Genomic DNA, 11,630 nt, shown 5'->3' with positions numbered 1-11,630 from the left:
GATCAGCGGCGACGTCGGACAGTGGACCGGGCGATCTGCTCGGCGGTCTGGCGCAGCGTCGTTCCCTGTCGTTGAGCGGTGTCGGTCAGCGTCAGGAACGCCGCACGCTCGTCGACGCCGTTCCGGGCCATGAGGATGCCTTTCGCCACCGCGAGCACTTCCCGGCCGCGCAGGTTGTCCTTGAGCTGCTCGGCGACTCTCTCAGCGTCCTGCGTGGTGCGCGTGTTGGCCAGCAGCATCGCCGCCTGGGCCGCGAACAAGATCAACAGGTGTTCCTCCCGCTCCGCGTAGGCGTTCGGCTGGGCCGCGTAGACCTTCATCGCGCCCAGCGCCGTCGCTCCCGCGACGAGCGGTGCGCTGAGGGAGGACCGCAGCCCCGCCTCGCACGCGTGCCGCGCCCAGTCCGGCCAACGGGTGTCCTGGGTGAGGTCGTGCACGCGCACCACGACGCGGTCTTCCCAGGCCGTCAGGCAAGGGCCCCCGCCGAGTCGGTACTGCAGCCGGTCGACCCGGTCCACCATGGCGTCGGTGGCCGCGGCGGTGATCCGCTCGCCGCGGTCGTCCAGCAACGTGATCCCCGCGCCCACCGTGCCGGGGAACGTCTGGGCGGCCACCGACGTGATGAGTTTCAACGCCGTGTTCACCGTCTCGGAGGACAGCAGCAGACCGGACATGCGGGCGAACACGGTTGCCAGCTCCTGGGTCAGCGACACATCAGAAGTCACCGCCACCACACCCCCCTCAGGTCCATCGGCTGGCGTTGTGGTCCAGGGCATACCCGCCGCACGACCTCTCAACCCACACGGTCGTCCGCCGCGGGTTTGGAAACGCCATCCAGCTGCTCACCGCCGGTTCGCTGGAGGAACTCCCAAGGCCTCCCGGCGATTTTCGGCCAGCCACGCCGCGACCTGGTGCAGTTTCATGTTGGCCTTCTGAGAGGCCTCGACCAGCATCCTGAACGCACGGGCGGCGTCGACATCGTGACGTTCCATGAGGATGCCTTTGGCGGTGGCGATGGTGTCGCGGTGCTCGACCGCGATGGTCATCTGCGCGTGCCTCTGCGCACCGATCAGCGCGATCGCGGCGTGGTCGGCGAACAGCCGGCCGTCCGGTTCGGTTCGCGGCTCGAAGGCGTCGAAACGGCTGGAGTAGAGGTTCAGCGCGCCGAGGGTCGTATCGGTCACGAACAGCCGGTAGGACAGCATCGAGTGGATGCCGTGCCCGGCGGCGGCCGGGCCGAAAACAGGCCATCGCGTTTCCTTGCCGATGTCGCCGCTGCGGTAGGTCTGGTGCTCGGCAATCGCGTCGACACAGGGTCCTTCGCGCATGTCGTACTGCAACTGATCGATGGTCTCGACGATGTCGCACGTCGGTGCGACGGTGCGGACCTTGCCGCGCTCGACAAGAGAGATCCCGGCGTGCTCGGCACCGGGGATGTAGTCGACCGCCGCCTTGACGATCGCCATGAGGGTCGTGTCGAGGTCCGGTTCGGCCTGCAACGTGCGAGCGACTCCGCTCAGCGTGCCGGCGAGTCCACGGAAGGTGCTGTCGTCGATCGCGCTCACGGTCCCTCCACCATGGCTTCCGGCTCAACCGGTGCTTGCGTACCCGCGCCGGACTGATCACGAAACCGGGTGGAGGCCCACCTGAAGACATTCGCCGATGCCGGGTTTCCCGCAGGCGCTTCGCGGGTACTCGGTCCTGCTCACCCAATGGCGCTTCGTCGATGCGCGAGGCCCTACCGACAGCGGGTCACGCGCGACTCGCTCGGCGGCACGTGCCAGCCGGTCACCCCATGCACCACGATGTCGTTCAACGCTCCGACTGCGGTGGTCACGACCGGAACACCGCACGCCATGCCCGCACAACGCGCCGGACAACGCCGCGACGTGCTCGCCTTGTTCACTACGTTCGTTCAGCGGGCCGGCATTCCCGGACACCATCGCCATTCTCAACGAACGCGTCCAGTCCGCTGCGGTCGCGTGAGACCGGGCACCGGCAGCGGCCTGATCGCCCGGAGCGCTTCCGGAACAGTCGCGTGGAGCCGGAACAGCTCGTCCAGACCGGTGATTTGGAGCGTTCGTCGCACGATCGGCCGGACCACCACCACGTGCAGCTCAACACGACGGTCGACCGCCAGGTGGTGTGAGGTCAGCAGGCCGTTGACGCCCGACGAGTCGAAGAACGACACGGCGCGCAAGTCCACGACCAATGCGGCCGGGGATCGGTTCAACTGTGCCGTGAGTTCGGCGACGAGCGGCCGGACAGTGCCGATGTCCACCTCACCCGCCACCGAGACGACGGGAACCCCGTCGCAGTGCACTGTGCGGACTGAGCAGCCGCTGAGCTGTTCCTGCATGTCGGTGGCTCCTCGGATAGAGGTCACCGAGCTGGTGGCTCAACTCGACGGACTGTGAGGTTGTGCTGCTGTTCTCACCATAAGACTGAGCGGAAGGTTGCACAAGGCAACCATCGAACGGGCGTGACCGCATGTAATCGGGTTGTCCACAAAGGAAGAAGCGAATGGCCTCTCCGGGGCTCCTGACGCGCGGATTGGTATTGCGGCGCAAGAACATCCGTTACGCAAAGCCCGTCGAGTGGTCAGCGCTCGCGTCGGCCGGTGATCTCCACGGGACGCTGGAACAGCGCATAGAGATATGTCAGCGAAGGAACCAGGATCAGTGTGCCCGCGCCGAGCGCGATGAGCAGGGCGACGAGGGTGGAGCGGCCCGTCGCGGCCTGGTCGACGGTCAGGTATGGCACCAGCACGCACGGGTACTGCCCGACCGCCCAGCCGATCAGGATCGCGGTGACCGCGAGCGCGGAGGCGATCCTCGCGACGATGTAGCGACGGGTCAGCAGCAGGCCGAGCGCGCCGAGCCCGGCGGCGACGGACGACACCACGATCGGCAGGCCGCGTCCGATCAGGCCGTTGAACAGCACCGGCGCGTCGGCGTGCAGCACCGCGATCCCGGCCAGGCCGACCGCCCCCGTCACGGACGCGGTCACCAAGGCGCGCGAGCGGAACGCGTCGGCCAGGTCGTGTTCCCCATCGCGCCTCGCGTCGCCGCACAGGAACACCGCCGCCAGGTAGGCGCAGACCAGCACGGCGAGCGTGCCGCCCAGCAGCGAGGTGGGGTTGACCCAGCTGCTCAGCACGTCGCCCTCGGCGATGCCGGGCGGCACCCGGCCGGAGGCCACTCCACCGACCACGCCGCCGAGGAAGAATGGTGTCAGCAACGAGGACAACGCGAAGGCCGCGCCGAAGAAGCGGCGCATTCCCGGCGTGCTGACGCTCTTGCGGTAGGCGAACGCGGCTCCTCGGGCGATCATGCCGAAGCCGGCCAGCGTGAGCGGGATGTACAGGGTGCTCACCGCCGCGGCGAACGCACGGGAGAAGCCGGTCCACAGCACCACCAGCACGAAGATCAGCCAGACGTGGTTGGCCTCCCAGACCGGGCCGATCGAGCGCTCGATCCGGTCCCGCATCCGGCGCCCGCGTTCGGTGCCGCCCGCCAGCAGGTCCCACACCCCGCCGCCGAAGTCCGCACCGCCGAACAACGCGTAGGCGAGCAGGCCCGCGAACGCAGCTCCCAGTACCAACTCCGCGAGGGTCACCGCTGCTCCTGCGGCGCCGGTGTGTCCTGGTCCCGCGCCAGCCTGCGCAGCACGACCACGGTGAAGACGGTGAGCGCGGTGTAGACGGCCACCACCGCCACCAGGCCCCAGCCGAGTCCCGGCGCCGGACTCACGGCCGCGGCGGTGCGCAGGATGCCGTAGACGATCCACGGCTGCCTGCCGACCTCGGTGGTGATCCACCCCGCTTCCATCGCGATCACCGCCGCGACGCCCGACACCGCGACAGCCCGCAGGAACCACGCCGTGTCCGGCAGACGCCGCCTTCGCCACCACACCAAGCCGTACCAAGCGATGAGCAACAGCAGTACGACTCCGATACCGACCATGGCGTTGTAGGCGAGGTGCACGACATTGACCGGTGGTCGTTCGTCGGCCGGCACTTCCTCCAGGCCCGGCACCACACCGTCCGGATCGTGGTGGATCAGCAGCGACAGCCCGTACGGGATCTCCACGGCGTAGTGCAGTTCGTTGCCGCGGTAGATGCCACCGATCGACAATCCGGCACCGGCGGTCGTCTCGTACTGGCCCTCCATCGCGGCGAGCTTCGCGGGCTGGTTGTCCGCGACCACGTTCGCGATCCAGTCCCCGACGCCGATCTGCACGGGCGTGGCGATCGCCGCGACGGTCAACGGGATGAGCAGCCCGGCCCGGTGGTAGCGGTCACGGTGGCCGCGCAACATGCCCACCGCGTAGACCGAGGCGATCAGGAACCCCGTCACCATGAACGCCGCCAGCCACATGTGCACGAACTGCGCCCACGCCGACGGGCCGAACATGGCGGCCCACGGCCGCGCGTCGACCACGTTGCCCTGCGCGTCCAGGCGGAACCCGGTGGGGTTGTTCATCCAGGCGTTGGCGGACACCACGCAGAACGCGCCCACGATGCCCGCGGCCACCATCGGCAGCGCACTGAGCATGTGCGCCCGCGGCGACAACCGGTTCCAGCCGAACAGGTACACGCCGACGAAGATCGCCTCGACGAAGAACGCGAACCCCTCCAGCACGAACGGAAACCCGAACACCTCACCGAACCGGCCCATCAGCCCCGGCCAGAGGATGCCCATCTCGAACGACAACAACGTGCCCGACACCGCGCCGGCCGCGAACAGCACACCCATCGCCTTGGCCCACTTGTGCGCCAAGGCGATCAGCACTTCGTCACCGCGCCGGTGGCCGCGCCACTCGGTGAACACCACGATCGCCGGGAACGCGATACCGAAGCAGGCGAACACGATGTGCCAGCCCAGTGACAGCGCCATCTGCATCCGCGCCGGATACAGGTTTCCGCTCGCATCAGCCAGGAACTCGAGCACGATCCTCCACACCACGCGCCGCCGACGTGGGCGGTTTACCCGCGCGCCGAACAGCCAAACGAGCGAGTGCACGCGTGCCCGCACACGACTCGCGTTTGAAGCTCAATGAAGTGGGCACAGGCTTCGTATGGGAATGCGAGATCACCGTGGGGACCAGTCACTGCGGCTCCTGCTCGAGGGCTACGCGTGGCTGCCCGGCCTCCGGCGCGGCACCGGTAGCGATGTGGTGCGGACACGTGTCATGGGCCGGCCCGCCCTCGGGTTGTGCGGACCCGAAGCCGCGCAGTTCTTCTACGACGAGAAGCACGTGCAGCGGCACGGCGCGATCCCCAGCCCCGTGCTGAGCACGCTGTTCGGTCATGGCGCGGTGCACACACTGGACGGTGACGCCCACCGGCAACGCAAGAGCTTCTTTCTGTCATTGGTGACACCGGAATCAGTCGCCTCACTGGTCGCCTGCGTGGCGGCCGCGTGGGAGGACACCGTCGTCGGGTGGCGCGCGGGCCGCGAGGTCGTGCTGTTCGACGAGGCGAGCCGGGCGCTGACGGCGGGAGTGCGCCGCTGGGCGGGCATACCCGTGCAGACCCACGAGGTGGCCGAACTGGCGGCCGATCTGGTGGCCATGGTCGACGGGTTCGCCACGGCCGGCCCCCGGCACTGGCGCGCCCGCAAAGCCCGCAAGCGCCGTGAGGCGTGGCTCGGAGCCCTCGTGCAGCAGGTGCGCGACAAGGAGTTCGACGCACCACAGGGATCAGCCCTCGAGGTCGTCGCCCGGCACCGTGACGCGGACGGCGAGCTGCTCGACCCGCACACCGCGGCGGTGGAGCTGCTGAACGTGATCCGGCCGACGGTGGCGGTGTGCTGGTTCGTCGCCTACGCCGGACACGCGCTGCACCGCCGGCCGCAGCACCGGGAACCACTTCGCGCCGGCGGTGACTTCGCTGTCGCGTTCGCGCACGAGCTGCGCCGGTTCTACCCGTTCGCGCCGTTCCTCGGTGGCCGCGCCGCCCGGGATCTGACGTGGCAGGGCGAGCACGTACCAGAGGGTTCCCTTGTCCTGCTGGACCTGTACGGTCAGAACCACGACGGTCGCTTGTGGACGGATCCGTACCGGTTCGACCCACAGCGGTTCCTCGACCGGGAGATCGGTGCCTGGGACCTCGTGCCCCAGGGCGCCGGCGATCCGCACACCGGGCATCGCTGCCCCGGCGAACCGTTCACCGTCGCGCTGCTCGCCGAGCTGTGCACCCGCCTGGCGAACCTGGATTACGAGGTGCCCGGCCAGGACCTCACGATCTCACTGAGCAGGATTCCGGCGCGCCCGCGCAGCGGTTTCCGGCTCACCCCGGCGACGGCACGCCAAACGTGACTCTGCTCCGTGTTTGCCCGCGCCCTGCCGGGCTAATTCCCCTGCGGTTGGATGGACGGAGCGGAGAGATGACGATGAGTGGTGTTGGACAACTGCGATCGCTGGCACGCGAACACGTCGCCGTCGCCGCCCTCACGATCCCTCGCCTGCTGCGCCATCCGGTCTGGCGCGACGCGGACCCTCACGAGGGCGCCGGCCTCGGCGTGGTCCTGGTGCCCGGCTTCGGGACGAGCGACTTCAGCCTCACCTTCGCCACCACCTGGCTGCGCGCCCGCGGTTACGTGCCGACCGGTGCCGGCGTCGGCTTCAACGTGGGCTGCACCTCCGAGCTGGTCGACCGCATCGAACAACGCCTGGAGGAGCACGCCGAGACCACCGGCGGGCCGGTGGTGCTGCTGGGACAGAGCCGCGGCGGCGGACTGGCCCGGCTGGCCGCCGCTCGCCGTCCGGACCTGGTGTGCGGGCTGGTGATGCTGGGCAGCCCGGTGCTCGATCCGATGGGCGCCCATCTGCACGTGCTGCTCGCCGCGAGGGTGCTGGCGGGGCTGTCGGCGATCGGCGTGCCCGGTCTGATGGACAGCGACTGCTTGTCGGGCACCTGCTTCGAGGACAACGTCGCGGCGGCCACCACGCCGCTGGAAATGTCCGCGGTGTCGGTGTACTCCAAGTCGGACGGCATCGTGCCGTGGCAGCTGTGCCTCGACCCGTCCGCCGAGTGCGTGGAGGTGCACTGTACGCACACCGGTATGGGGCTCGACCCGGACGCGTACCTCGCGCTGCGGCCGCGCCTGGCGAGGTGGGCCGCCGAAAGGTTCGACCTGCGCGATGCCGGCTGACGAGCGACTTCTCCGGACAGCCGAACAGGTCTTCGGCTGGACGGAACTGCGTCAGGAGCAGCTGCTCGGCATGCGGCACCTCCTCGACGGCCGCGACGTTGTGGTCGTCATGCCGACCGGCGCCGGGAAGTCCGCCATCTACCAGGTGCCGGCGATCCTGCTCGACGGCCCGACCGTGATCGTGTCTCCGCTGATCGCGTTGCAACGCGACCAGGTCACGTCCCTGCGCGCCGCCGACGCGCCGGCGGCCGCCGCGATCAACTCGGCGCAGTCGTCCAAGTGCAACGAGGAAGCCTGGCAGGCGTTCACCGAGACAAGGACCGAGTACCTCTTCCTCTCCCCCGAACAACTCGCGAACGCCGACACGCTCCGCCGCCTGCACCAGGCGAGGCCTTCGTTGTTCGTGGTGGACGAGGCCCACTGCGTCTCGGCGTGGGGTCACGACTTCCGGCCCGACTACCTGCGACTGCGGCACGTGATCGAGCGACTGGGACATCCACCCGTGCTGGCTCTCACCGCCACGGCGAGCGGTCCGGTCCGAGCCGACATCGTCGAGCACCTCGGCCTGCGCGACGCGGTGGTCATCGTCGCCGGGTTCGACCGGCCCAACCTGCACCTCGCCGCGCGATTCTGCACCGACGACGGCGAGCGCAGACGGGCGGTCGTCGACTGGGTGGCGGACCGCGCCGGGCCCGGCCTGCTGTACGTGCCCACCCGCAAGGACGCCGAGAGGTACGCCGCGGACCTGGCCGCGCGGGGCGTGATCGCAGCGGCTTTCCACGCCGGGATGAAGGCCGCGGACCGAAGACGGGTGCAGGACGGCTTCATGCGGGGTGACCTCGGCGTCGTCGCGGCCACGTCCGCGTTCGGAATGGGCATCGACAAACCGGACGTGCGATTTGTGGCGCACGCCGCCACGCCAGGCTCGCTGGACGCGTACTACCAGGAGATCGGCCGGGCCGGCCGCGATGGCGAGCCCGCGGAGGTGGTGCTCTTCCACCGCCCGGAAGACCAAGGCCTGCAACGGTTCCTGACCACCCGAACGCTGGACCGCGAGTGCGTGCGTGACGTCGCCGCAGCCGTGCGCCGCCGGCGATCCGGCATCACGATCACCGATCTGGCGCGACGGCTGGACCGCTCCCGCAGGAAGGTCACCACTGTGGTGAACCTGCTGGAGAGCGCGGAGGTCGTGCACACCAGCGACGACCGGGTGCGGTACGAGGAAAACGCTCCCCCACCGGCGAAAGCCGTCGCGGCCGCGGCCAAGGAGGCCGGGAGACAGGAGAAACGAGACCGCTCGCGTGTGGAGGTCATGCACCAGTACGCCGAGACACGTGACTGTCGCAGGCGACTTCTCCTCGGCTACTTCGGTCAGGAGCTCGACCACCCTTGCGGCAACTGCGACAACTGCGACGAGGGCGTGCCGGACGACGGCTCGGAGACCGGCGCGTACCCGCCGAATTCCGTTGTGCGGCATGAACAATGGGGCCGGGGCACGGTCGTGCGCCACGAGGCGGACCGGTTGATGGTGCTGTTCGACGACGTCGGCTACAAGACGCTCTCCCTCGCCGCCGTCCGCGACACCCGAGTACTCGTGCGGGCATGACGGTCAACGGGGTCGCGGTTGAACATCACCCGCAGGGGAACACCTGCGGTTCCGAAGTTTCACTCGTCTTGAGGTGACCTCAGATGTCCGCAGACCAGTACACCCGGCAGGATCCGCGCGAGCAGTACCCGCGGCCCGGTCACCAGGAGGGCCAGGAACAGCCGCATCCCGGCACCGACCGCCGGATGAGCCCTGAGCCCGACCACGGTGAGCACACCTACCGGGGCAGCGACCGGCTGCCCGACGCGAAGGCGGTGATCACCGGCGGTGACTCGGGCATCGGCCGCGCCGTGGCACTGTCGTTCGCCCGCGAAGGCGCGGACGTGCTGCTCTCGTACCTTGAAGAAGAACAGGCCGATGCCGAGCGCACCGCCGAGCTCGTGCGCGACGCCGGTCGGCAGGCCGTGCTGGTGCCCGGCGATCTGCGCACCGAGGACGCGTGCCGCGAGCTGGTCAAGCGCGCCGAGGAGGAGTTCGGGCGGATCGACGTGCTCGTGAACAACGCGGCCTACCAGATGGCGCAGAGCGACGGTCTGCTCGGCATCAGCAGCGAGCAGTTCGACCGGGTGTTCAAGACCAACATCTATGCGATGTTCTGGCTGTGCAAGGCGGCGGTGCCGCTCATGCGTCCCGGCTCCACGATCATCAACACCTCGTCGATCCAGGCGTTCATGCCCTCTCCCCCGCTCATGGACTACGCGGCCACCAAAGCCGCCATCGTGAACTTCACCAAGGCGCTGTCGGCCGACCTCATCGGCAAGGGGATCAGGGTCAACTCCGTCGCGCCCGGTCCGGTGTGGACACCGCTGATCCCGGCGACGATGCCCGCGGGGAAGGTCGACGACTTCGGTGCGCAGACGCCGATGGGCCGTGCCGCGCAACCCGCTGAGCTGGCACCTGTCTTCGTCTTCTTCGCATCGCAGGAGTCCGGCTACGTCACGGGCGAGGTCCTCGGCGTCACCGGCGGCCAGCTGCTCACGTGACGTGTTCACCCGCGTTTGCCGGTCGGCGGACGAGGTACGTGAGCTGTTCGAGGCCGAGCCCGAGGCCAGGGAATGCTGCTCGTGCCCCCCACCGACTACGGCACCTGCCGTTCCACCTCGAGCTGCCGCCGTGGAGCAGAGCTCGGTGTTCCACCTGCAGGGCGATCTCGTGGACCCGAACGTGCTCAAGGCCGTTGGTCGCGTTCTGCGGCCTCACAACGGCAACGCGTACCCGTTCGAGGTGCGGCGATCCACCCGGCAAGTCCGATGAGCTGCCATCCGGGTCTCAATCGGCGACAGGCTCCAGCCGCACGACGAGTCCGCGCACGGCGAGCACCGTCGAGTCAGGACTCTCCGGCAGCACGAACTCGACATCTACCGGTTCGCCGTTCCAGCGCAGCGGTTCCCGTGCGGTCAGGCGGATCTCACCACCTGGCTGGGTGACGGTCGCGGCATCCTGCTCCAGCACGACGGTCCCGCCGTCCTCGGCTCCACCCGCATCCGGCAGCTCGGCGACCAACCGGATGGCCGCCGCACCGTCGCAGTCCCCGGTGAAGTCCAGGACCATCGTCTTGGACCGCAGCGTCACTTCGGCACCTTCAGCGCTGCAGCGAGTTCGGGTCATACGTCAGCCGTACCCTCCGGCGTCAGGGTCAAACATCCGTCACCCTCCTCGGTTGTCCACGGCGGAACTCGGCGTCGCCGCCACTTCATCGAGTTCATGACCCGTGAGCGTGCCGGTCGCGAGCTCCTCGCGGCCCGCCATCACGTAGCCGCCCTTGATGGGGGCGCGTGCGAAGAGCTGGTGATCGTCCTAATCCAGCTGATCTGCGGAACCGACGCGGTCTGGCGTCCGACACCATGATCGATCTTCCGTTACGCCTGGTCGGACTATCGCCTCATCCTTTGCGACCGCGTTGACGGGCCCGGGATCCGCGAGGTAGCTCATCCAGCCTACGAGAGGCACTCCGCCCTGCATGTCATGCGGGAGGACCTCGGAACTCCATCCGGACGCACCTGGATCAGACACCGATGTGCGAGCTGCCGCCGATGCTCATTCGGCGGGGCCGAGCCGGGCGCCCAGGTTGAGCTCGAAGTCGCCGCGCTGCTGCAGACCCCGCGCGACGGCTTCGCCGATCCGCTTGCGCGTCCCAGGCCAGGTGCCGGACTCGCGGAAGAGCGTCGAGGTCTCCCGTCGTTCGTCGTGCGACGGCACGCCGGCCCGCTTGTCGACCAGCGCCTTCGTCGCGACGAGAGCGGCCTGTTCGAAGCTCGCGACGCGGCGGGCGAAGCGGTCGACGAACGTCGCGAGCTCCGCGTCCGGTAGCGCCCGGTTGATCCAGCCGTAGCGTTCGGCCAGCTCGGCGTCGAAGTCCTCGGCGCCCAGGGCGATCTCCAGCGCGCGGGACCGGCCGATCATCCTGGGCAGCACCTCGAGAGCGCCACCGCCCGGGATGAGCCCGATTCCCACCTCCGGCTGGCAGAAGACGGCGCGTTCCCGGCTGGCGAACCGCAGGTCGCACGCCAGCGCGAACTCGCTGCCGATGCCACGGGCCCGGCCGCGGATCTCGGCGATGCTCACGAACGGCGCCCCGGTCAGCCGGGTGACGATGTCCGCCCAGTAGGGCAGACCGGTCGGGCCTGGCTCACCCGGCACCTCACCGCCCCGGACGATGTCGAAGTGCGCCAGGAAGAACTCCTCGTCTGCACTGTCGAACACCACGACCTTGACCGCCGGGTCGGCCTCCAGGCGGTCGATCACCTCACGCAGGCCGATCATGGTCTCCGGACTCATCAGGTTGAGCGGCGGATTGTCGAACGTGACCCGCCAGTAGCCGTCCGAACGCTCGCTGACGGCCAGTGGACTCGCCATGACGGTTCTCG

The 11,630-nt window shown here is 69.0% G+C and carries 12 protein-coding genes; 4 read left to right on the top strand and 8 right to left on the bottom strand.

Translation table 11 applies throughout. The features are described 5' to 3' along the window. Positions 1–2: 2 nt before the first annotated feature. The 6 genes from QSK35_RS00775 to QSK35_RS00750 all read right to left on the bottom strand — a co-directional run bounded on the left by QSK35_RS00775 (position 3) and on the right by QSK35_RS00750 (position 4,952). A complete protein-coding gene (locus QSK35_RS00775; protein WP_285741219.1) occupies positions 3–725 on the bottom strand; it encodes a GAF and ANTAR domain-containing protein in 723 nt (240 codons plus the stop codon). 117 nt (positions 726–842) lie between these two features. Beyond that, a complete protein-coding gene (locus tag QSK35_RS00770) occupies positions 843–1,499 on the bottom strand; it encodes a GAF and ANTAR domain-containing protein (RefSeq protein ID WP_285741218.1) in 657 nt (218 codons plus the stop codon). A 239-nt stretch (positions 1,500–1,738) separates the two neighbouring features. Next, entirely contained in the window at positions 1,739–1,858 is a 120-nt protein-coding gene (locus QSK35_RS00765; RefSeq protein WP_285741217.1) for a glycosyltransferase, read from the bottom strand. A gap of 93 nt (positions 1,859–1,951) precedes the next feature. Then, the gene (locus QSK35_RS00760) at positions 1,952–2,359 is read right to left on the bottom strand and encodes an STAS domain-containing protein (protein WP_285741216.1); all 408 of its coding nucleotides are present in this window, start codon (positions 2,357–2,359) and stop codon (positions 1,952–1,954) included. A gap of 242 nt (positions 2,360–2,601) precedes the next feature. Continuing rightward, positions 2,602–3,618 (bottom strand): cytochrome d ubiquinol oxidase subunit II, encoded by a 1,017-nt coding sequence (locus tag QSK35_RS00755; RefSeq protein WP_285741215.1) that lies wholly within the window; start codon positions 3,616–3,618, stop codon positions 2,602–2,604. Next, positions 3,615–4,952: a cytochrome ubiquinol oxidase subunit I gene (locus QSK35_RS00750; RefSeq protein WP_285741214.1), complete on the bottom strand. Its 1,338-nt coding sequence runs from the start codon at positions 4,950–4,952 to the stop codon at positions 3,615–3,617. Before QSK35_RS00750 ends, QSK35_RS00755 begins: the two co-directional genes overlap by 4 nt. Before the next feature lie 133 nt (positions 4,953–5,085). On the opposite strand from QSK35_RS00750, the gene QSK35_RS00745 reads away from it, so the two are divergent. The 4 genes from QSK35_RS00745 (at position 5,086) to QSK35_RS00730 (ending at position 9,746) form a co-directional block, all read left to right on the top strand. Beyond that, positions 5,086–6,321, top strand: coding sequence for a cytochrome P450 (locus QSK35_RS00745; RefSeq protein ID WP_285741213.1), 1,236 nt, complete (start codon positions 5,086–5,088; stop codon positions 6,319–6,321). A gap of 74 nt (positions 6,322–6,395) precedes the next feature. Then, positions 6,396–7,157, top strand: coding sequence for an alpha/beta hydrolase (locus QSK35_RS00740; protein ID WP_285741212.1), 762 nt, complete (start codon positions 6,396–6,398; stop codon positions 7,155–7,157). Beyond that, positions 7,147–8,763, top strand: coding sequence for a RecQ family ATP-dependent DNA helicase (locus QSK35_RS00735; protein WP_285741211.1), 1,617 nt, complete (start codon positions 7,147–7,149; stop codon positions 8,761–8,763). Before QSK35_RS00740 ends, QSK35_RS00735 begins: the two co-directional genes overlap by 11 nt. Positions 8,764–8,846: 83 nt before the next feature. Further along, the gene (locus QSK35_RS00730) at positions 8,847–9,746 is read left to right on the top strand and encodes an SDR family oxidoreductase (protein ID WP_285741210.1); all 900 of its coding nucleotides are present in this window, start codon (positions 8,847–8,849) and stop codon (positions 9,744–9,746) included. Between the two features lie 286 nt (positions 9,747–10,032). Here the strand turns inward: QSK35_RS00730 and QSK35_RS00725 are convergent, their stop codons facing one another. Next, positions 10,033–10,335, bottom strand: coding sequence for a hypothetical protein (locus QSK35_RS00725; RefSeq protein WP_285741209.1), 303 nt, complete (start codon positions 10,333–10,335; stop codon positions 10,033–10,035). Positions 10,336–10,800: 465 nt separating this feature from the next. Then, positions 10,801–11,619 (bottom strand): enoyl-CoA hydratase/isomerase family protein, encoded by an 819-nt coding sequence (locus QSK35_RS00720; RefSeq protein WP_285741208.1) that lies wholly within the window; start codon positions 11,617–11,619, stop codon positions 10,801–10,803. Positions 11,620–11,630 lie beyond the last annotated feature (11 nt).

Origin of the sequence: Lentzea sp. NBRC 105346 (assembly GCF_030269605.1) — a bacterium.
Taxonomy (GTDB): domain Bacteria; phylum Actinomycetota; class Actinomycetes; order Mycobacteriales; family Pseudonocardiaceae; genus Lentzea.
Note: the sequence above shows the minus strand (reverse complement) of the source record. Positions and strands in the feature narration are given on the sequence as shown.

Excerpts from the sequence above, each read along its gene's own strand:
- QSK35_RS00765 (WP_285741217.1), bottom strand. The coding sequence starts at position 1,858 with ATGGCGTGCGGTGTTCCGGTCGTGACCACCGCAGTCGGAGCGTTGAAC.
- QSK35_RS00760 (WP_285741216.1), bottom strand. The coding sequence starts at position 2,359 with ATGCAGGAACAGCTCAGCGGCTGCTCAGTCCGCACAGTGCACTGCGAC.
- QSK35_RS00745 (WP_285741213.1), top strand. The coding sequence starts at position 5,086 with ATGCGAGATCACCGTGGGGACCAGTCACTGCGGCTCCTGCTCGAGGGC.
- QSK35_RS00740 (WP_285741212.1), top strand. The coding sequence starts at position 6,396 with ATGAGTGGTGTTGGACAACTGCGATCGCTGGCACGCGAACACGTCGCC.
- QSK35_RS00735 (WP_285741211.1), top strand. The coding sequence starts at position 7,147 with ATGCCGGCTGACGAGCGACTTCTCCGGACAGCCGAACAGGTCTTCGGC.
- QSK35_RS00730 (WP_285741210.1), top strand. The coding sequence starts at position 8,847 with ATGTCCGCAGACCAGTACACCCGGCAGGATCCGCGCGAGCAGTACCCG.
- QSK35_RS00720 (WP_285741208.1), bottom strand. The coding sequence starts at position 11,619 with ATGGCGAGTCCACTGGCCGTCAGCGAGCGTTCGGACGGCTACTGGCGG.